The sequence below is a fragment of the Streptomyces sp. NPDC006368 genome (genome assembly GCF_040612535.1).
Classification (GTDB): Bacteria; Actinomycetota; Actinomycetes; order Streptomycetales; family Streptomycetaceae; genus Streptomyces.
Genome location: NZ_JBEXQK010000051.1, coordinates 21,325 through 42,249 on the forward strand (window position 1 = coordinate 21,325; position 20,925 = coordinate 42,249).

Genomic DNA, 20,925 nt, shown 5'->3' on the forward strand with positions numbered 1-20,925 from the left:
CCGCGCCGGCGCCGACCGTCCCGAAATGGGGTGCCGCGTGGTCGCAGGGCTGTGCGATGCTCGGCGGCGTGGAAACCAGGTCCGTCAGCCCGGTGTTCGTCGGCAGAGCCGGTGAACTGACCGCGCTCACCGATGCGCTCTCCCGCGCCGCCGCGGGAGAGCCGCAGGCGTTGCTCGTGGGCGGCGAGGCCGGTGTCGGCAAGACCCGGCTCCTGGAGGAGTTCCTCGACGAGGCCCGCCGCCAGGGCGCGGTCGTCGCCGTCGGCGGCTGCGTCGAGATCGGCGCGGACGGCCTGCCCTTCGCGCCGTTCTCCACCGCGCTGCGCTCACTGCGCCGCACGCTGCCCGACGAACTGGCCGCCGCCGCGGAGGGCCAGGAGGGCGAACTGGCCCGCCTGCTGCCCGAACTGAGCGCCGACGCCGGCGGCCACGAGCCGCACAACGAGGACAGCACCGCCCGGCTCTTCGAGCTCACCGTCCGTCTCCTGGAGCGCGTCGCCACCGACCGCACGGTCGTCCTCGCCCTGGAGGACCTGCACTGGGCCGACGCCTCCACCCGCCACCTGCTCGCCTATCTCTTCCGCACGCTGCGGCGCGGCCGGCTCGTCGTCGTCGGCACCTACCGCGCCGACGACATCCACCGCCGCCACCCGCTGCGGCCCCTGCTCGCCGAGCTGGACCGCACGCGCACCGTGCTCCGGATCGAGCTGGCCCGCTTCACCCGCACCGAGGTCCACCGCCAGCTCACCGGCATCCTGGGGGCCGAGCCGGCCCCCGCCCTCGTGGACGACATCTTCCGCCGCTCCGACGGCAACGCCTTCTTCGTCGAGGAGCTCGTCGTCTGCCAGGAGAGCGGCGACGGGGGCGAGCTCAGCGACTCCCTGCGCGACCTGCTGCTCGTCCGCGTCGAACGGCTCCCCGACGACGCCCAGAAGGTCGTCCGGATCGTCGCGGAGGGCGGCTCCACCGTCGAGTACGGTCTGCTCGCCGCCGTCGCCCGGCTGCCCGAGGACGACCTCATCGAGGCGCTGCGGGCCGCCGTCAACGCCAACATCCTGCTCGCCGTCCCCGACGGCGAGGGCTACCGCTTCCGCCACTCCCTGGTGCGCGAGGCCGTCAGCGACGACCTGCTGCCCGGCGAGCGCTCCCGCCTCAACCGGCGCTACGCCGAGGCGCTGGAGGCGGAGCCCGCGCTCGTACGGGCCGACGTGCGCACCGCCCGGCTCGCCAGCTACTGGTACCACGCCCATGACGCCGCCAAGGCCCTGCCCGTCGTCCTGCGCGCCGCCGTGGAGACCCGCAAGAGGCACGCCTACGCCGAGCAACTGGGCCTGCTGCTGCGGGCGATGGAGCTGTGGGACGACGTCCCCGGGGACGTACGCCAGTCCCTGCGGCCCATCGACCACGCGGAGGCGTACCCGGCGTGCGGCTGCGAATCCGACACCACCGCGCTGCGCTACCTCGACCTGCTCGCGGAGGCGTCCGTCGCCGCCCGCCTGTGCGGCGAGCGGGAACGGGCCCTGAAGATCGTCAAGCGCGCGCTGCGGCTCCTTGAGGAGGAGAACGACCACCTGCGCGCCGCCTGGTTCTGGACCGAGCGCTCCCGGCTCATGTCGAACCTGGGCCGCGGCGACGGCTGGGCCGAGATCGCCACCGCGCAGGAGCTCGTCCGCGGCCTGCCACCGTCCGCCGTCCACGCCCAGGTCCTGGCCGTCGCGGCCGGCTGGGGCATGCTGCACGCGCCCGGCCGCGAGAGCCTGGCCGCCGCCCAACGGGCCGTCGAGTACGCCCGCCTCGTCAGGGCAGAGCCGATCGAGCTCAACGCCCGCCTCACCCTCGGCGGCCTCATGGTCGACGCGGGCGACATCGAGGCGGGCCTCGCCGAGATGTACGCGGTACGGGACCGCACCCGCGAGCTGTGCCTGCGCAATGAGGCGGGCCGCTCGTACACCAACATCTCCTCCTGCCTGGAGGCCGTCGGGCGCTCCCGGGAGTCCGCCGACGTGGCCGCCGAGGGCATCGCCTACTCGCAGCGCAGCGGCCTCCTGGACAGCGAGGGCTGGGTCCTCAACAACCTCGTCGAGTCACGGATCTCCCTTGGCCACTGGGACCGGGCGAGCGAGGGCGCCGACCGCCTCCAGCGCATCGCCTACAGCTCCAAGCCACGGGCCGGAGCGCACCTGAAGCGCGCCCACCTGGCCTGGCTCCGCGGCGAGCCGGCGGTGGCCCGTGAACGCCTGGCGCTCGCCCGCGAGGCGTACGGCACGCACGACCCGATGATGCAGTACCTGCTGCCCATGGCCCAGGTCGAGCTCGGCGTCGCCGCCGCGGAGGGCCGCATCACCGCCGTACGGGCCGGTCTCGCCGAGGCGGCGAAGGCGGGGTTCCCCACCGGCAGCCACCGGTACGCGTGGCCGCTGCTGCTCGTCGCCGCCACCGCCGAGGCGGACGCCCGCGGTCTGCCCTCCGCGGCGGAGGGGCGCCCCGAGGCGCTGGAGCTCATCCGCACGTACGCGAAACAGCTCGCCACGCCCGTCCCGGTGTGGCACGCCCACGCGCTGTTCGTCGCCGCCGAACTCGCCCGCGCCGAGGGGAGCGCCGACGCCGACCGCTGGGCGGAGGTCACCGTCGCCTTCGGCCCGCTGGAGCGCCCGTACGACCTCGCCCGCGTCCGGCACCGCTGGGCGGACGCCCTGCTCGCCGGGGGCGGTCACCGCGACCGCGCCGCCGCGCTGCTGCGCGACGCCCACCTGGTCGCCGTCCACCTCGGTGCCCGCCCGCTGTGCGAGGACGTGGAGCTGTTGGCGGCCCGCGCCCGTCTCTCGCTGACGGCACCGGCCGCCGAGCCGGAGCCGGACCCCGAGCCGGGGGACGGCTTCGGCCTGACCCCGCGCGAACTGGACGTGCTGCGCCTGGTCGCGGCGGGCCGCACCAACCGTCGGATAGCGGAGGAGCTGTTCATCTCGCCGAAGACGGCGAGCGTCCACGTCTCCAACATCCTCGCCAAGCTGGGCGTCTCCGGCCGCGGTGAGGCGGCGGCCCTGGCCCACCGCCTCCACCTGCTCCCGGCGGCGGTGCGGAGCTAGCTGCTAGCCACGGTGGGAGGGGCTCTCCTGGCCACCGGGTGCCGGCCGGGTGCCGGCGCCGGGCCCGTCAAGGCTCCTGCGGCGGGGGAGCGACGCGGATCGTCACCGTGCCCGAGGCGAGGTCGATCGGGCCGCGCGAGGGGTCGCCGTCGCCGGCGTCCTCCCTCGTGAGCGCGGTGCGGCGCTGTTCGTCGTCCGTGTGCTTGCGCCCCGGCGCGAAGAGCTCTTCGATCGGGTTGAACACCGGCTGCCGCCTCTCAGACCACCTCCAGCAGGAGGATCCTGTCGTCGCCCGGTCCCGGGGTGCCCCGGGTGTCCGTCTCGCTGGTCACCAGCCAGAGCTTGTTCCCGCCCGCGGCCAGCACCGTGCGCAGCCGGCCGTACTCCCCGCCGAGGAACGCCTGGGGCTCCGCGGAAGGTTCCGCTCCGGCCAGCGGGACGCGCCACAGCCGCTCGCCCCGCAGCCCCGCCATCCAGATGGAGCCCGCGGCGTACGCGATGCCGCTCGGTGAGGCGTCGGCCGTCCTCCACTGGGCCACCGGGTCGACGAACCCGGACCTGCCGCCCTTGCCCTCCACCTCCGGCCAGCCGTAGTTCTTGCCGGGCTCGACGCGATTCAGCTCGTCCCAGGTGTTCTGCCCGAACTCCGCCGCCCACAGCCGCTTGTCCGCGTCCCACGCCAGACCCTGCACATTGCGGTGCCCCCAGGAGTGGACGACGGAGTCCGCGGACGGGTTGCCGTGGACCGGCCGCCCGTCCGGGGTCATCCGCAGGATCTTGCCGCCCAGGGACGCCCTGTCCTGCGCCAGCCCCGTCTCACCGGTCTCGCCCGTGCCCGCGTACAGCATCCCGTCGGGCCCGAAGGCGATCCGCCCGCCGTTGTGGACCACACCCTTGGGGATGCCGCGCAGGACCGTGTCCGGCGCGCCCAGCTGCTGCCCGGCCGGCTTCTTCTCGTCGTACAGCATGCGGGCGACGCGGTTGTCCGACTCGGTGGTGAAGTACGCGTAGACCAGGTGGTCGGAGGCGTACGAGGGGGAGAGCGCGAGCCCCAGCAGGCCGCCCTCGCCCGCCGGGGCCACCCCCGGCACGGACCCGATCACGGTCTGCTTGCCGCTCTCCCCGTCGACGCGCGTGATCGTGCCCTCGTCGCGCGAGGAGACCAGCAGGTCCCCGTCGGGCAGCGCCGCCAGCCCCCAGGGCGACTTCAGCCCCTCGGTGAGCGTCCGCACCACCTTCACGGCACCCTTCGCGGGCGGCGCCGTGGGGGAGGGCGAAGCCGGCGCGGCGGAAGGGGAGGCGGTCCGCGACGCGGCGCTCCGGCCGTCCTCCGGTCTCTCCTCGCCGCCACCCGAACAACCGGCCGCGAACACCAGCGCGGCTGCGGCCAACACGGCCGTCACAGCAGGACGTTGCACAGTACGAATCCCTTCCGCCGGGGCGGTGCGAGCTGCATGACACTCTTGATACACGGCTCACGCGGACCGGGGCCCCGTCCCCACGCGATCGGCCGGCCGTCAGTCCCACGAACCCCGCGCCGGCGGCAGCGCCCCGATCTCCGCCAGGTCCTCGGCCGTCAGCGTCAGGGCCGCCGCACCGGCGTTCTCGACCGCCCACCGCTCCCGCTTCGTACCCGGCACCGGCACCACGTGCCGCCCACGGCTCAGCGCCCACGCCAGCGCCACCTGCGCCGGTGTCACCCCCGCCGCCGCGCCGCCGTGCCGTTCGGCCACCCGCCGCAGGCCCGCCACCACCGGCTGGTTCGCGGCCATCATCTCGGCCGTGAAACGCGGGTGCCGGGCCCGCAGGTCCTGCGGCTCGAAACCGCCGCCCGGTGTCAGCGTCCCCGTCAGGAAACCGTTGCCCAGCGGCATCGCCGCCAGGAAGCCCACGCCCCGCGAATCGCACCACGGCAGCAGCCGCCCCAGCGCCTCCCGGGACCACACCGACAGCTCCGCCTGCACAGCGCTCACCGGGAACACCTGCTGCACCCGCTCCAGCTGGCGAATCGTTCCGTCATACAAGTCCGCACCGGAGTCCGCCCCGCCGCGCCGCACCGGGCGCACCCCCATCGCGCACAGCCCGAGCGCCCGCACCTTCCCCGCCGTCACCAGCTCCGCCATCGCGCCCCACGTCTCCTCGACGGGCACCTCCGGATCGGCGCGGTGCAGCTGGTACAAATCGATGACGTCCGTCTGCAGCCGTCGCAGCGAGGCGTCGCACGCCCGCCGCACGTACCCGGGACGGCCGTTGGCGACGATGTGCTGATCCCCGACGAGCAGCCCGCACTTCGTCGACACGAAGGCCTCCCCGCGCCGCTCCTTGAGCACCCGCCCCAACAGCAGCTCATTGGTGAACGGCCCGTACATGTCGGCCGTGTCGAGCAGGGTCACACCGGCGTCGAGCGCGGCGTGCACGGTACGCACGGAGCGGTCGCCGCGCTGCTGAGAGGCGCTGTAGGCCCAGCTCATCGGCATGCAGCCCAGGCCGATCGCACCCACTTCGAGCGCCGTCGCCCCGATTGTCCTGCGCTCCAACTCCCCGTACCCCTCCTCGTGCCGCTCCCCAAACTAACCTCCTGACCATGACTACCGACGTGTGGCTCCCCATTCCGGCCGACGAGATCGACGGGCTCCCCGACCCGGCCGCGTCCGGCCTCACCTACCGCTTCTGGGACGGTGACCCGGACTTCCCCGCCGACCCCGCCGACTGCGCCTTCTACGTCGTGCCGTACATGAAGCCCATGGGGGTCGCGGTCCGCCCGCTCGCCGCCATGACCTCCGTACGCGTCGTCCAGACGCTCTCGGCCGGCATAGACCACGTGACCCCGGGCCTCGGCTCCCTGCCGCCCGGCGTGGCGCTCTGCAACGCCAAGGGCGTCCACGAGGCCAGCACGGCCGAGCTCACCCTGGCGCTGATCCTGGCCTCGCTGCGCGGCATCCCCGGCTTCGTGCGCGGCCAGGACCGCGAGGAGTGGCGGGACGGCTTCTACCCGGCGCTGGCCGACAAGTCCGTCCTGATCGTGGGGTACGGCTCCATCGGCGCCGCCATCGAGGACCGGCTCGCGCCCTTCGAGTGCGCGCGGGTCGTACGCGTCGCGCGCTCCGCCCGCGCCACCGAGCGCGGCCCCGTCCACGCGCTCGGCGACCTCCCCGGGCTCCTCCCCGGCGCCGACGTGGTGATCCTCTCCACCCCCCTGACCCCCGACACCCGCCACCTGGCCGACGCCGCGTTCCTCGCCCGGCTGAAGGACGGCGCGCTGCTGGTGAACGTCTCCCGCGGCCCCGTCGTCGACACCGAGGCGCTCCTCGCCGAGACCGGGCAGGGCCGGATCACGGCGGCCCTCGACGTCACCGACCCGGAGCCGCTGCCCGCCGGCCACCCTCTGTGGCACGCGCGCGGTGTGCTGATCAGCCCCCACGTCGGCGGCTCCACGTCGGCCTTCATGCCGCGCGCCAAGCGGCTGCTCGCCGCGCAGCTCACCCGATTCGCACAGGCAGAGCCGCTGCGGAACGAGGTGCTCACTACCACATGACCACGCTCCGGAGCCGAATGCGCGCGGTACGCGGCCGTAACTCCGATGATCGTCACGGAGCGTAGAGAACCCCTGTCCCTGAGTGACGGATCTGGTGTATCGTCCCGATCTGGGGGGACGCGTCGAGCCAGTAACGACGCGGGGGAGCGACGTGATTGCGATCAGAAACCGAGGGGGGCGACGGGCGATGCACGGTCGATGGACCAACGAACCGACGCGACGGGGCACTCGGCTGCGATCGTCCGGCGCGGGGACGCGGACAGCGCCCCGCCCCGTGGCGCGGCGGCCCCGGCGGCAGGCGTTCACCGGGGCGTTCCGGTGAACGCCCCGGGAGCGCTCATCGAGCGACCGCCCGCCCCGCGCGGCGGGCCCGGACGGGGAACCGGCCGCCCGGCCGGCGGTGCGGCGCCCAGGGCGCTGCTCTGGCAGCTCGCGCTCGCCCTCGCCAGCGCGGCCTACGCCACCGGGGCCGCGGTCGGCTGGGGCTCCGAGGAAACGGCCCTGGTCATGGGGGACTTCGGCCTGAGCCTGGCCGCCCTCACCGCCTCCGTCTCGTGCTTCCTCTACGCACGCGCGCCTGGCAGCCGCTTCCGGCCGGCCTGGCTGCTGTTCTCGTTCTCCTCCGCCATGGCCGCCGCGGGGAACGGCGTCTGGGGCTGGTACGAAGTGGTCCTGGAGCGGCCGGTCCCGAGCCCCTCCGTCGCCGACCTGTTCTTCCTGCTCTTCGCGCCGCCCGCCATCGTCGGCCTGCTGGTGCTCGCCAAGCGCCCGGTCACCCGGGCCGGCTGGGTGTGCCTCGGGCTGGACGCCTGGCTCATCGGCGGCTCCCTGCTCACGCTCTCCTGGAGCCTCGCCCTCACCCACACGGCGCGCTTCCAGGGCGAGAGCGTCGCCCGGGCCGCGCTCTCCCTCGCGTACCCGCTGCTCGACATCGTGCTGGTCAGCATGGTGCTCGCGCTGCACTTCCGGCGCTCCCAGGCCAACCGCTCCGCCGTCCACACGGCCATCGCGGCCCTGGCCCTGACCGTCCTGTGCGACGCCCTGTTCACCTCGCCGCTGCTGCGCGAGAGCTACCGCTCCGGCCAGCTCCTGGACGCCGGCTGGTTCGCCGGGTCGCTGCTCCTCGCGTACGCCCCCTGGGGGGCGCGCCGCACCGTGGACAGGGCGGCCCCGCGCCGCGGCCCGCGCCACCATCCCCGCCACCCCAGCCGGCCGGTCGCGGGCTCGCTCGCCGCCCTCACGCCGTACCTGGCGGCGGCCGTCTGCACCCTCGGGATCCTCTACAACGTCATCGAGGGGCGCCGCGTGGACCGTGTCGTGGTCTTCACCGGCTGCACGGTCGTGCTCGCCCTCGTCGTCCGGCAGGGCATCATGCTCGTCGACAACATCGCCCTCACCCACGAACTGGCCCAGAAGGAGAACCACTTCAGGTCCCTCGTGCAGGGCTCCAGCGACGTCATCATGATCGCCGCGCCCACCGGTGTCCTGCACTACGTCAGCCCGGCCGCCTCCGGGGTGTACGGACGCGAGGCCGACGAGCTCATCGGCTCCGAGCTCGCCTCCCTCATCCACCCGGACGACCTCGGCGCCGTGGTCCACGAGGTACGCCGCTTCCTCGCCGCATCCCCCGCGGAGGAGCCCACCACCCGGATCGAGTGCCGCTTCAAGTCCGGCACCGGCGAGTGGCTCAACGTCGAGTCGACCGTCAACCGGCACCAGGGCGGCCTGATCTTCAACAGCCGGGACGTCACCGAACGGGTACGCCTCCAGGCCCAGCTCCAGCACAACGCCGAACACGACCCGCTCACCGAACTGCCCAACCGGGCCCTGTTCACCAAGCGGGTCCGCCAGGCCCTCGGCGGGCGCCGTTCCGGCGACTCCGGGACCGCCGTGCTCTTCATCGACCTCGACGGCTTCAAGGGCGTCAACGACCGGCTCGGGCACCAGGCCGGTGACGAGCTGCTCGTCCAGGCGGCCCGCCGCCTCCAGGACTCCGTACGGGCCGGGGACACCGCCGCCCGCCTCGGCGGCGACGAGTTCGCCGCGCTCATCGTGGGCGACGGCGGCCAGGACCAGGTCGCCCGCGAGCTCCAGGTCCACGAGATCGCCGACCGGCTCCGGCTCACGCTCTCGGAGCCCTACCGCGTCGAAGGCCGCGAGGTGCGCATCGCCGCCTCCATCGGCGTCGCCTTCGCCGAGCCCGGCATCAGCGCCGGGGACCTCCTGCGCAACGCCGACCTGGCCATGTACCGGGCCAAGGCCGGCGGCAAGAACCGGGTGGAGCTGTACGCCCCGCACATGCAGGCGGAGGCGGGACGCCGCCCGAAGGCCGAGGCCCGGCCGCGCACCCCCCTCAAGGGCGAGATCCCCCGTGCCGCGCTCGGGGACGACGCGGCGCGCACCTCCCTGGGGAGCGGCGACTTCACGCTCCTGCACCAGCCCGTGGTGAACCTCGCCACCGGGCGGGTCGCCGCCGTCGCCGCCCATCCGCGCCGCCGTTCCAGCCAGGGCATCCTCTTCAGCCCCGCCGACTTCCTCCGGGCGGCCGATGAGGGCGAGCGCGTCGGCGAACTCGCCCCGTGGCTGCTGGAGCAGGCCGTCGAGCAGGCAGCCGAGCGCCGCCGGCTGGGCCACCACGCGCCCGTCAGCGTCCGTCTCACCGCCGGCGGGCTGCTCGACCGGTCGCTGTCGGTCCCGGTCGTCGAAGCCCTGCTCACCCACCACGCGCTGCCCCCCGGCGCGCTCATCGTCGAGCTCGCCGACAGCGACCCGCGGATCTCCTTCGACGGGCTGGAACAGCGCCTGGTGGCCCTGCGCAGGCTGGGCGTACGCATCGCCCTGGACGGCTTCGGCAGTGGTTACGCCGCCATCACCGCGCTGCGCCGCCTCCCGGTGGACATACTGAAACTGGACAGAGGTCTGGTCGAAGGTGTGGCCGAGTCCGCTCGACTGCACAAGATCACCAGCGGGCTGCTCCGGATCGCCCGCGACCTCGGCATGCAGTCGGTGGCCGACGGCGTCGACGCACCGGAGCAGGTGCTGGCGCTGCGCGCGATGGGATGCGGACATGGGCAGGGAACGGCCTTCGCGGGGCCGCTCGACGAGTACCGGCTGCGCCGCGTGCTCGCGAGGAACGCCTTCACCGTCCCCGACGGCGTCACCCCGCCCGTCCTCGCCGGCTGCACCGGGCCGGGCCGCCTGCCGGCCCCACTGCCCGCCGGGCTTCCCTCGATGCGCTCACATAATGAGACGCGCGTCCCACCCACTTGACACTGGTAGCGCGCCGGGTGGAGGGTCAATGCCATGCGCACCCGAATTCTCGTACTTGGAAAGCGCGTCGGCTGAGCACGGCCTCTTGATGGCCGTGCGGACCCACACCGGCGCGCTCCCCTCGCTTGCCTCACGGCACGAGGGGTTTTTTGTTGCACTGGCACCCCGCCACACCAGTCGAACCTCGCGAACCACCCAGCGAAAACCCTCAGCTTCGAGAAGAGAATGCCGATGACCGAGCAGGCCACCGGGGCCCACCATCCGCAGCCGCGGGCCCGTAGCGGCGGACAGCACTCCGCCACCGTTGAGCACGTCACGGGTGCGCAGTCCCTCATCCGCTCTCTCGAGGAAGTGGGTGCCGACACGGTGTTCGGCATCCCCGGCGGTGCCATCCTCCCGGCCTACGACCCGATGATGGACTCCACCAGGGTCCGTCACATCCTGGTGCGCCACGAGCAGGGCGCGGGCCACGCCGCGACCGGTTACGCCCAGGCCACCGGCAAGGTCGGCGTCTGCATGGCGACCTCCGGTCCCGGCGCCACCAACCTGGTCACCCCGATCGCCGACGCCCACATGGACTCCGTCCCGATGGTCGCGATCACCGGTCAGGTGTCCTCCAAGGCGATCGGCACGGACGCCTTCCAGGAGGCGGACATCTGCGGCATCACCATGCCGATCACCAAGCACAACTTCCTGGTCACCAAGGCCGAGGACATCCCGAAGACGATCGCCGAGGCGTTCCACATCGCCTCCACCGGCCGCCCCGGCCCGGTCCTGGTCGACATCGCCAAGGACGCCCTCCAGGCCCGTACGACCTTCAGCTGGCCGCCGCAGCTCGACCTGCCCGGCTACCGCCCGGTGACCAAGCCGCACGCCAAGCAGATCCGCGAGGCCGCCAAGCTGATCATCCAGGCCAGGCGCCCCGTCCTGTACGTCGGCGGCGGCGTCCTGAAGGCCGGCGCCACCGCCGAGCTGAAGGTCCTCGCCGAGCTGACCCAGGCGCCCGTCACCACCACCCTGATGGCGCTGGGCGCGTTCCCCGACAGCCACCCGCTGCACGTGGGCATGCCCGGCATGCACGGTGCCGTCACGGCCGTCACCGCCCTCCAGAAGGCCGACCTGATCGTCGCCCTGGGCGCCCGCTTCGACGACCGCGTCACCGGCAAGCTGGACAGCTTCGCCCCCTTCGCCAAGATCGTCCACGCGGACATCGACCCGGCCGAGATCGGCAAGAACCGCGCGGCGGACGTGCCCATCGTCGGCGACGCCCGCGAGGTCATCGCCGACCTGGTCCAGGCCGTCCAGGCCGAGCACACCGAGGGCAACACCGGCGACTACACCGCCTGGTGGAAGGACCTCAACCGCTGGCGCGAGACCTACCCGCTCGGCTACGACCAGCCCGACGACGGTTCGCTCGCCCCGCAGCAGGTCATCCAGCGCATCGGGCAGCTCGCCCCCGAGGGCACGATCTTCGCGGCCGGCGTCGGCCAGCACCAGATGTGGGCCGCCCACTTCATCGACTACGAGCAGCCCGCCACCTGGCTGAACTCCGGCGGCGCCGGGACGATGGGGTACGCCGTGCCGGCCGCCATGGGCGCCAAGGCAGGCATGCCGGACCGCACCGTGTGGGCCGTCGACGGTGACGGCTGCTTCCAGATGACCAACCAGGAACTGGTCACCTGCGCCCTGAACAACATCCCGATCAAGGTCGCCATCATCAACAACGGCGCCCTCGGGATGGTCCGCCAGTGGCAGACCCTCTTCTACAACCAGCGTTACTCCAACACCGTGCTGCACTCCGGCCCGGAGGCGACCGGCCGGGAGCCGAGCGCGGGCACCCGGATCCCGGACTTCGTCAAGCTGTCCGAGGCCATGGGCTGTGTGGCCCTGCGCTGCGAGCGCCCGGAGGACCTGGACAAGGTCATCGCCGAGGCCAACGCCATCAACGACCGCCCGGTCGTCATCGACTTCATCGTCCACGAGGACGCCCAGGTCTGGCCCATGGTCGCCGCCGGCACCTCCAACGACGAGGTCATGGCCGCCCGTGGTGTCCGTCCCGACTTCGGCGACAGCGAAGACGACTGAGAGAGAGCTGAGTCAAAGAACATGTCCAAGCACACGCTCTCCGTCCTGGTGGAGAACACGCCCGGCATCCTCGCCCGGATCGCCGCCCTCTTCTCCCGCCGCGGGTTCAACATCGACTCGCTCGCCGTCGGCGTCACCGAGCACCCCGACATCTCCCGCATCACCATCGTGGTCAACGTCGAGGACCTGCCGCTGGAGCAGGTGACCAAGCAGCTCAACAAGCTGGTCAACGTCCTGAAGATCGTCGAGCTTGAGCCCAGCGCCGCGATCCAGCGCGAGCTCGTCCTGGTGAAGGTCCGCGCCGACAACGAGACGCGCTCCCAGATCGTCGAGATTGTCCAGCTGTTCCGCGCCAAGACCGTGGACGTGTCGCCCGAGGCGGTCACGATCGAGGCCACCGGTTCGAGTGACAAGCTGGACGCGATGCTGAAGATGCTGGAGCAGTTCGGCATCAAGGAGCTGGTCCAGTCCGGCACGATCGCCATAGGGCGTGGCTCCCGGTCCATCACGGACCGCAGCCTGCGCGCCCTCGACCGGTCGGCGTAGCCACGGCGCTTCTCGCGTGGCGAGACCCCCCAACCCCGTCCTCCCTCCCCACCGTACGGTGGGGCGCACAACCAGCAAGACCAGTCAACAAGGAGAAACCCAGTGGCCGAGCTGTTCTACGACGACGACGCCGACCTGTCCATCATCCAGGGCCGCAAGGTCGCGGTGATCGGTTACGGCAGCCAGGGCCACGCCCACGCGCTGTCGCTCCGTGACTCGGGTGTCGACGTCCGCGTCGGTCTGCACGAGGGCTCCAAGTCCAAGGCGAAGGCCGAGGAGGAGGGCCTGCGCGTGGTCACGCCGGCGGAGGCCGCCGCCGAGGCCGACCTGATCATGGTGCTGATCCCGGACCCGATCCAGGCCCAGGTCTACGAGGAGTCCATCAAGGACAACCTGAAGGACGGCGACGCGCTGTTCTTCGCCCACGGCTTCAACGTCCGCTTCGGCTTCATCAAGGTCCCCGCGGGCATCGACGTCGCCCTCGTCGCCCCGAAGGGCCCGGGCCACCTGGTCCGCCGTCAGTACGAGGAGGGCCGCGGCGTCCCCGCGATCGCCGCCGTCGAGCAGGACGCCAGCGGCAACGCGTTCGCGCTGGCCCTGTCGTACGCCAAGGCCATCGGTGGCACCCGCGCGGGTGTCATCAAGACGACCTTCACCGAGGAGACCGAGACCGACCTGTTCGGTGAGCAGGCCGTGCTGTGCGGTGGAGCGTCCGCTCTGGTGAAGGCGGGCTTCGAGACCCTGGTCGAGGCCGGCTACCAGCCGGAGATCGCGTACTTCGAGTGCCTCCACGAGCTGAAGCTGATCGTGGACCTGATGTACGAGGGCGGCCTGGAGAAGATGCGCTGGTCGGTCTCCGAGACCGCCGAGTGGGGCGACTACGTCACCGGCCCGCGCATCATCACGGACGCCACCAAGGCCGAGATGAAGAAGGTCCTCGCCGAGATCCAGGACGGCACGTTCGCCAAGAACTGGATGGACGAGTACCACGGCGGTCTGAAGAAGTACAACGAGTACAAGACGCAGGACTCCGAGCACCTGCTGGAGACCACCGGCAAGGAGCTGCGCAAGCTCATGAGCTGGGTGGACAACGAGGAGGCGTAAGCCTCGCGGCGGCGGGTCCGGAACACGTCCGGACCCGCCGCCCCCGTCGTTGGACACCCAGGCCAACCACGGACGGGTGATCCTTCCGCCATGGCGGAAAAGATCCCACCCACCCGCACTACACTTCTCAACAACAACGCGTCAGGCCCACAGCGTCGTGCGTCTTCCACGCGGCAAGCCCCCTCCACCGCCTGCGGCCGTCGGGACGGCCGTCCGCACTGGACTTGTGAGGACCCACGTGAGCTCGCATCCCCCCCAAAAGCCGGTTGTACTGATCGCTGAAGAGCTGTCGCCCGCCACGGTCGACGCGCTGGGCCCGGACTTCGAGATCCGGCACTGCAACGGCGCCGACCGGGCCGAACTGCTCCCCGCCATCGCGGATGTGGACGCGATCCTGGTGCGGTCCGCCACCAAGGTCGACGCCGAGGCCATCGCCGCCGCGAACAAGCTGAGGGTCGTCGCCCGCGCCGGCGTCGGTCTGGACAACGTCGACGTCCCCGCCGCCACCAAGGCCGGCGTCATGGTCGTCAACGCCCCGACGTCCAACATCGTCACCGCCGCGGAGCTCGCCTGCGGCCTGGTCGTCGCCACCGCGCGCAACATCCCGCAGGCCAACACCGCCCTGAAGAACGGCGAGTGGAAGCGCAGCAAGTACACCGGCGTCGAGCTCAGCGAGAAGACCCTCGGCGTCGTCGGCCTCGGCCGCATCGGCGTCCTGGTCGCCCAGCGCATGTCGGCCTTCGGCATGAAGATCGTGGCCTACGACCCCTACGTCCAGCCGGCGCGCGCCGCGCAGATGGGCGTCAAGCTGCTCTCGCTGGACGAGCTGCTGGAGGTCTCCGACTTCATCACCGTCCACCTGCCGAAGACCCCCGAGACGCTCGGCCTCATCGGTGACGAGGCGCTGCACAAGGTCAAGCCGACGGTCCGCATCGTCAACGCCGCGCGCGGCGGGATCGTCGACGAGGAGGCGCTGTACGCGGCGCTCAAGGAGGGCCGGGTCGCCGGCGCCGGCCTCGACGTGTACGCCAAGGAGCCCTGCACCGACTCGCCGCTGTTCGAGCTCGACCAGGTCGTCTGCACCCCGCACCTGGGCGCGTCGACGGACGAGGCGCAGGAGAAGGCCGGTATCGCCGTCGCCCGCTCCGTGCGGCTCGCCCTCGCCGGTGAGCTCGTCCCGGACGCGGTCAACGTCCAGGGCGGGGTGATCGCCGAGGACGTCAAGCCGGGTCTGCCGCTCGCCGAGCGCCTCGGCAGGATCTTCACCGCGCTGGCGGGCGAGGTCGCGGTCCGGCTCGACGTCGAGGTGTACGGCGAGATCACCCAGCACGACGTCAAGGTGCTCGAACTGTCCGCGCTCAAGGGCGTCTTCGAGGACGTCGTCGACGAGACGGTGTCGTACGTCAACGCCCCGCTGTTCGCGCAGGAGCGCGGTGTCGAGGTCCGTCTCACCACGAGCTCGGAGTCCCCGGACCACCGCAATGTGGTCACCGTCCGCGGCACCCTCTCGGGCGGCGAGGAGGTCGCGGTCTCCGGCACCCTGGCCGGCCCGAAGCACCTTCAGAAGATCGTCGCCGTCGGCGACTACGACGTGGACCTCGCCCTCGCCGACCACATGGTCGTCCTGCGGTACGAGGACCGTCCCGGTGTCGTCGGCACCGTCGGCCGCATCCTCGGCGAGGCGGGCCTCAACATCGCGGGCATGCAGGTCGCCCGCGCGGAGGAGGGCGGCGAGGCGCTCGCGGTCCTCACCGTCGACGACACGGTCCCGCCGCACGTGCTGGCGGAGGTCGCGGAGGAGGTCGGCGCGACGTCGGCCCGCTCGGTGAACCTCGTCTGACGCCCGTACACCAGCAACTCCCCCGGCCCCCGGACGCCCGTCGTCCGGGGGCCGGCGCGTATGCGGGGGCGTGAGAACCGGGGGCGGCCGGGGCGGGGCGTCAGAGCCGGGCGGACTTCAGGGCCATGTGGAGGAGCAGCCGGTCCTCGCCGTCGTCGAGGTCCAGGCCGGTCAGCTGCTCGACGCGGGAGAGGCGGTAGTAGAGCGTCTGGCGGTGGATACCCAGGGCGGCGGCGGTGCGGCCCGCCTGGCCGGCGCTGTCGAGGAACACCTCGGCGGTGCGGGCCAGTTCCCGGTGGGCGGGGGTGAGCAGGGCGCGCACCGCCGGGTCGTCGTCAGGGGCCGGGGGGAGTGCGGTCAGGAGGCGGTACGGCCCGATCGACGACCACCGCGCGACCGGCCCGAGCCGGGGCTGGGCCACGGCCGCGCGGGCGGCGGAGCCGGCCTCGCGCCACGCGTCGCCGAGGCCGGCCAGCCCGCGCCGCGGTTCGGCGATCCCGGCGACGGGGCCGGGAGCGGGCCCCGTGCCCGTCGCCGCGTCGCGCAGGCGGTCCGCCGCGGTGAGGGCGGGGGAGAGGGCGTCGGCCGACCGGAGGCGGATCAGGGCCGCCAGGGCGTGCGTCGCCGGGGATCGCCACTCCACCGCGCACAGGGCCGCCGCCCCCGGGGCCGTACGCACCGAAGGGCTGTCGCCGTCCGGCCAGGGGGCGACGCACACCAGGGCGTGCAGGCCGTCCGCGTCCGGGCCGAGCGCCGTGCGCAGGGCGGTCAGCGCCATGTCGTACTGCCAGCCCCGCTCGGCCGTCAGCACCGCGCGCAGCTCGCGCGAGAGGTCCGCGCCCGCCCGCTCCTCGTCCGCCAGCAGCGCCCCGATCCGCGACGCCACCTCCATCGCCGCCGTCAGCCGGTCGGGCGAGGGCCCGGGGTCGGCGTCCAGCAGCCAGACGTACCCGAGGACGACGCCCCGATGGCGTACCGGCAGACAGATCCTGCCCCGGAAGACGCCCGCGTCGGGGGCGGCCGGGATGCGGACCGGGCCGGGCGCCCGGGTGATGCCGAAGCCCTCGAACCAGGCGCGCACCGCGGGGGTGGACTTCCGGGTCAGGATCGACCGGGTGCGGACGGGGTCCATCGCGGTGTCGTCGTCGCTGTCGTGGGCGCCGAAGGCGATGAGCCCGAAGTCCCGGTTCTCCAGCGTGGCGGGAGCGCCGAGCAGCGCCGAGATCTCGTCGACCAGGTCCTGGTAATCCGCCTTCACCCGGACATTCTCGCACCGGACGAACAGGTCTTCATACATCTGTATGAGATGAGTGGCACGGATGCGTGACAGGTGTCGATGGCAGAGCATCGGAGCGATCCTTAGGTTTCACGGTGGTTCTCCGTGCTGTTTCGGACGCGTTCCGTTCAGCCCCCTTCGACACCTGTTCCGTGGAGGTGCCCCGTGCTGGGTCCCGTGATCCTCGCCGCGTCGCGCAGCGACAGAATGCGCCGTTTCGTCTCTGCCGCGCCGGGCACCAAGCAGGTCGTCGACCGCTTCATCGCGGGGGAGACGGTCGAGCAGGTGGTACCGATCGTGCGGGAGACCATCGCCAGGGGCCTGGAGGTCACCCTGGACGTGGTCGGCGAGGACATCACCACCCGGGAGCAGGCGTTCGCCGCTCGCGACGCGTACCTGGAGCTCATCGAGCACCTCAAGAACCTGGGCTACGGGCCGAAGGCCGAGATGTCGGTGAAGCTGTCCATGTTCGGCCAGGCGCTGGAGGGCGGCCATGAACTGGCGCTCGCCAACGTCCGCCCGGTCGTCGACGCGGCAGCCGCGATCGGCACCACGGTCACCCTGGACGCGGAGGACCACACCACCCTCGACTCGATGTTCGCCATCCACGAGGAGCTGCGGAAGGACTTCCCGCAGACCGGCTGCGTGATCCAGGCGTACCTCTTCCGCACCGAGGAGGACGCCCGCCGCCTCGCCGCGAACGGCAGCCGCGTCCGCGTCGTGAAGGGCGCCTACAAGGAGCCCGCCTCCGTCGCGTACCAGGACAAGGGCGAGATCGACAAGGCGTACGTCCGCATCCTGAAGATCCTCATGGAGGGCGACGGCTACCCCATGATCGGGTCGCACGACCCGCGGCTCATCGCCATCACCCAGGAGCTCGCGCGCCGCGCCGGGCGCAAACTGGACGAGTACGAGTTCCAGATGCTGTACGGGATCCGCAGCGACGAGCACGTACGGCTCGCCGCCGAAGGTCACCGGATGCGCGTCTACACCGCGTACGGAACCGACTGGTACGGGTACTTCATGCGCCGCCTCGCGGAGAAGCCGGCCAACCTGCTGTTCTTCGTCCGCTCGATGATCACCAAGAACTGAAGGAGTTACGGAACTCATGGACGCTGTGACCCAGGTCCCCGCTCCCGTCAACGAGCCGGTCCACACCTACGCCCCCGGCTCGGCCGAGCGCACCCGTCTGGAGGCCAGGCTCAAGGAGCTGGCCGAGAACCCCATCGACCTCCCGATGACCATCGGTGGCGTCAAGCGGATGGGCGGCGGTGAGCGCGTGAACGTCGTGCAGCCGCACAACCACGCCAAGGTCCTCGGCACCTTCGCCGGCGCCACCCGGCAGGACGCGCAGGACGCGATCGACGCGGCGCTGGCCGCCGCCCCGGCGTGGCGCGCGATGTCCTTCGACGACCGCGCGGCGATCATCCTGCGCGCCGCCGAGCTGCTGGCCGGCCCGTGGCGCGAGACCATGGCCGCCTCGACCATGCTCGGCCAGTCCAAGACCGTCCAGCAGGCCGAGATCGACACCCCGTGCGAGCTCGTCGACTTCTGGCGCTTCAACGTCAAGTACGCCCGTGACCTGCTCGCGGAGCAGCCGCCGGCGAACTCGCCGGGCGTGTGGAACCGCCTGGACCACCGCCCGCTGGAGGGCTTCGTCTACGCGATCACGCCGTTCAACTTCACGGCCATCGCGGGCAACCTGCCCACCGCCCCCGCCCTGATGGGCAACGTGGTGGTCTGGAAGCCGTCCCCGACGCAGACCCACGCAGCCGTGCTGCTCATGCGGCTGCTGGAGGAGGCCGGGCTGCCCAAGGGCGTCATCAACCTGGTGACGGGCGACGGCATCGCCGTCTCCGAGGTGGCCCTGCACCACCCGATGCTCGCCGGCATCCACTTCACCGGGTCGACGAAGACCTTCCAGCACCTGTGGAAGACGGTCGGCACCAACATCGAGAAGTACCGCTCCTACCCGCGCATCGTCGGTGAGACGGGCGGCAAGGACTTCGTCGTCGCCCACCCGAGCGCCGACCGCGCCGTCCTGAAGACCGCGCTGACCCGTGGTTCCTTCGAGTACCAGGGCCAGAAGTGCTCGGCGTCCTCCCGCGCGTACATCCCGGCCTCGATCTGGAACTCCGGCTTCAAGGAGGAGTTCGCGGCCGAGGTCGACTCCATCCGCATGGGTGACGTCACCGACCTGACGAACTTCATGGGCGCCGTCATCGACGAGCGTGCCTTCGCCAAGAACAAGGCCGCCATCGACCGGGCCAAGGCCGACCCGTCCTGCACGATCGTCGCCGGCGGCACCTACGACGACTCGGTCGGGTACTTCGTCCGCCCGACCGTCATCGAGTGCACGGACCCGGAGAACGAGGTCTTCACCACGGAGTACTTCGGCCCGATCCTCGCCGTCCACGTCTACGAGGACGACCGGTACGACGCGATGCTGGAGCAGATGGAGTCGGCGTCGGCGTACGCGCTGACCGGCTCGGTCATCGCGGGCGACCGCGCCGCCGCCGCGTACACGATGGAGAAGCTGCGGTACGCCGCGGGCAACTTCTACATCAACGACAAGTCGACCGGCGCCGTCGTCGGCCAGCAGCCCTTCGGCGGTGGCCGCGCCTCGGGTACGAACGACAAGGCGGGCGCCCCGCAGAACCTGATGCGCTGGACGCTGACCCGCGCCATCAAGGAGACGCTGGTCCCGCCGACGGACTACACGTACCCGCACATGGGCTGACGCCCCCCCCGGGCCACGGCCCCTCCGAGCACCGCCCCCCTCCGGCCCCCACGCCGGGCGGGGGCGGTCTTCGTGTCACCGCCGGCCGGCGACGATCAGTGACCGGCCCGGCGTGCACCCGGGACCGGCCGCGGTGAGGGCGTCGGGCGACACCGCGCGGCGGGCGAGCGCACCGCGCGCTCCGGCGGGCCGGTCCGCGTACCAGGGCTTGAGGGCGCAGAGGCCGTTCGTGGGCATGCCCTAACCCCCGACCGACGGCCGGATCACCACCACGCGCCGCGTACTCGCATGACCTCCGAGTACCCGTGCTGCCAGAGTGGCCGTATGACCGAGTCACTGCGCACCGCCCACACCTACGAGCTCAGCCGTGCCACCCTCGCCGCGATACGCGAGATGCTGACCGCCGCGTACGACGGGGACTTCGGCGACGAGGACTGGGACCACGGGCTCGGCGGCGTCCACGCCTACGTCGAGGACGAGCACGGCATCGCCGCGCACGGCAGCGTGATCATGCGGCGCGTGGTGCACGCGGGGCGCGCGTACCGCGTCGGGTACGTGGAGGCGGTCGCGGTACGCGCGGACCGGCGCCGGCAGGGGATGGGCGGCCGGGTGATGGCGGCGCTGGAGGAGGTCGTCGACGGGGCGTACGCGTTCGGCGCGCTGTCCGCGTCGGAGGAGGGCGCCGAGCTGTACCGGGCGCGCGGCTGGCAGCTGTGGAACGGCCGGGTGGAGGTGTACGGGCCGGGCGGCGTCGCGCACCTGCCGGACGAGGAGGACTCGACGTATCTGCGCCCGGCGGCCGGGCGGGCGCTGCCGGGTCCGGAAAGCGGGTCACTGGTGTTCGACTGGCGCGACGGCGACGTGCTGTGACAACGGCTTGCCCAGGTCAGGGCAGGTGCCGTCTCAGATAGTAGGAAGTCCGAGTAATTGTGGAGACAGAGACTCCGCCCGCGCGTAGCGTTGTAGGAGCCGAACGTCTCGCTCCATCAAGCGAATGGCGGTCGAGAGCGCGCGTGCCCCCGGCAGGTCACCCCTGCGGCAGCGCTCCCCGCCCCTTCCGGCGCTCCGATCAGCTCTGATCCCGCTCTGATCTCGCTCTGATCCCGAGGAGTCGACCACCATGGCCGCTGAGACCGCCCGCCGTCGCGTCCGTCACGCCGCCCCCCGCCCCACCGACACCGAGCGCGAGAACGCCGCCGCCGCGCTCCAGCGCGCCCTCGACCGCCGGGACAACGGCGGCGCCACCGGCCACTGAGCCGGCGCCGGAGGGACCCACCACGACCGCGTCCACATGGTGGACCGTGAGTGTCAGGCTATGGGACGGGGAGTAGGGTGCCGACATGTCTCGCAGCATCAATCTCGCAGTGATCCCCGGTGACGGCATCGGCCGGGAAGTCGTGGCTCAGGGCCTGAAGGTCCTTCGCGCGGTCCTCCCGCAGGATG

Annotated in this window: 16 protein-coding genes; 11 read left to right on the plus strand and 5 right to left on the minus strand. The window is 72.2% G+C overall.

Annotation, left to right across the window (positions count from 1 at the left end; genetic code table 11):
* Positions 1-56: 56 nt before the first annotated feature.
* The gene (locus ABZZ38_RS26985) at positions 57-3,086 is read left to right on the plus strand and encodes an AAA family ATPase (protein WP_356744543.1); all 3,030 of its coding nucleotides are present in this window, start codon (positions 57-59) and stop codon (positions 3,084-3,086) included.
* 67 nt (positions 3,087-3,153) lie between these two features.
* Here the strand turns inward: ABZZ38_RS26985 and ABZZ38_RS26990 are convergent, their stop codons facing one another.
* From ABZZ38_RS26990 to ABZZ38_RS27000, 3 genes are all read right to left on the minus strand, one after another.
* Positions 3,154-3,330, minus strand: coding sequence for a DUF6191 domain-containing protein (locus ABZZ38_RS26990; protein WP_356744545.1), 177 nt, complete (start codon positions 3,328-3,330; stop codon positions 3,154-3,156).
* Positions 3,331-3,343: 13 nt separating this feature from the next.
* The gene (locus ABZZ38_RS26995; RefSeq protein WP_356744547.1) at positions 3,344-4,489 is read right to left on the minus strand and encodes a PQQ-dependent sugar dehydrogenase; all 1,146 of its coding nucleotides are present in this window, start codon (positions 4,487-4,489) and stop codon (positions 3,344-3,346) included.
* A gap of 114 nt (positions 4,490-4,603) precedes the next feature.
* Complete coding sequence (locus ABZZ38_RS27000; RefSeq protein ID WP_356744549.1) at positions 4,604-5,623, minus strand: aldo/keto reductase; 1,020 nt, start codon at positions 5,621-5,623, stop codon at positions 4,604-4,606.
* A gap of 47 nt (positions 5,624-5,670) precedes the next feature.
* On the opposite strand from ABZZ38_RS27000, the gene ABZZ38_RS27005 reads away from it, so the two are divergent.
* The 6 genes from ABZZ38_RS27005 to serA all read left to right on the plus strand — a co-directional run bounded on the left by ABZZ38_RS27005 (position 5,671) and on the right by serA (position 15,466).
* Positions 5,671-6,621: a 2-hydroxyacid dehydrogenase gene (locus tag ABZZ38_RS27005; RefSeq protein ID WP_356744551.1), complete on the plus strand. Its 951-nt coding sequence runs from the start codon at positions 5,671-5,673 to the stop codon at positions 6,619-6,621.
* Between the two features lie 318 nt (positions 6,622-6,939).
* Positions 6,940-9,891 (plus strand): EAL domain-containing protein, encoded by a 2,952-nt coding sequence (locus ABZZ38_RS27010; RefSeq protein WP_356744553.1) that lies wholly within the window; start codon positions 6,940-6,942, stop codon positions 9,889-9,891.
* A gap of 231 nt (positions 9,892-10,122) precedes the next feature.
* The gene (locus ABZZ38_RS27015) at positions 10,123-11,976 is read left to right on the plus strand and encodes an acetolactate synthase large subunit (RefSeq protein ID WP_356744555.1); all 1,854 of its coding nucleotides are present in this window, start codon (positions 10,123-10,125) and stop codon (positions 11,974-11,976) included.
* A gap of 21 nt (positions 11,977-11,997) precedes the next feature.
* A complete protein-coding gene (gene ilvN / locus ABZZ38_RS27020) occupies positions 11,998-12,522 on the plus strand; it encodes an acetolactate synthase small subunit (protein WP_137993189.1) in 525 nt (174 codons plus the stop codon).
* 102 nt (positions 12,523-12,624) lie between these two features.
* On the plus strand, positions 12,625-13,626 hold the full coding sequence (gene ilvC / locus ABZZ38_RS27025; protein ID WP_356744557.1) for a ketol-acid reductoisomerase: 1,002 nt from the start codon (positions 12,625-12,627) through the stop codon (positions 13,624-13,626).
* 238 nt (positions 13,627-13,864) lie between these two features.
* The gene (gene serA, locus ABZZ38_RS27030; RefSeq protein ID WP_356744559.1) at positions 13,865-15,466 is read left to right on the plus strand and encodes a phosphoglycerate dehydrogenase; all 1,602 of its coding nucleotides are present in this window, start codon (positions 13,865-13,867) and stop codon (positions 15,464-15,466) included.
* 100 nt (positions 15,467-15,566) lie between these two features.
* Here the strand turns inward: serA and ABZZ38_RS27035 are convergent, their stop codons facing one another.
* The gene (locus ABZZ38_RS27035) at positions 15,567-16,724 is read right to left on the minus strand and encodes a helix-turn-helix domain-containing protein (protein WP_356744560.1); all 1,158 of its coding nucleotides are present in this window, start codon (positions 16,722-16,724) and stop codon (positions 15,567-15,569) included.
* A gap of 183 nt (positions 16,725-16,907) precedes the next feature.
* Here ABZZ38_RS27035 and ABZZ38_RS27040 point away from each other — a divergent pair, with 183 nt between their 5' ends.
* Both ABZZ38_RS27040 and pruA read left to right on the plus strand, forming a co-directional pair.
* Positions 16,908-17,834, plus strand: a complete 927-nt coding sequence (locus ABZZ38_RS27040; RefSeq protein WP_356744562.1) for a proline dehydrogenase family protein — start codon at positions 16,908-16,910, stop codon at positions 17,832-17,834.
* A gap of 16 nt (positions 17,835-17,850) precedes the next feature.
* Positions 17,851-19,482 carry an L-glutamate gamma-semialdehyde dehydrogenase gene (gene pruA / locus ABZZ38_RS27045; protein WP_356744564.1) on the plus strand — a complete coding sequence of 544 codons (1,632 nt, stop codon included), beginning with the start codon at positions 17,851-17,853 and terminating at the stop codon, positions 19,480-19,482.
* 75 nt (positions 19,483-19,557) lie between these two features.
* On the opposite strand, the gene ABZZ38_RS27050 is transcribed toward pruA, so the two are convergent.
* Entirely contained in the window at positions 19,558-19,719 is a 162-nt protein-coding gene (locus ABZZ38_RS27050; RefSeq protein ID WP_356744566.1) for a hypothetical protein, read from the minus strand.
* Positions 19,720-19,806: 87 nt separating this feature from the next.
* On the opposite strand from ABZZ38_RS27050, the gene ABZZ38_RS27055 reads away from it, so the two are divergent.
* The gene (locus ABZZ38_RS27055; protein WP_356744568.1) at positions 19,807-20,352 is read left to right on the plus strand and encodes a GNAT family N-acetyltransferase; all 546 of its coding nucleotides are present in this window, start codon (positions 19,807-19,809) and stop codon (positions 20,350-20,352) included.
* Positions 20,353-20,602: 250 nt separating this feature from the next.
* Entirely contained in the window at positions 20,603-20,737 is a 135-nt protein-coding gene (locus ABZZ38_RS27060; RefSeq protein WP_356744569.1) for a hypothetical protein, read from the plus strand.
* Positions 20,738-20,925 lie beyond the last annotated feature (188 nt).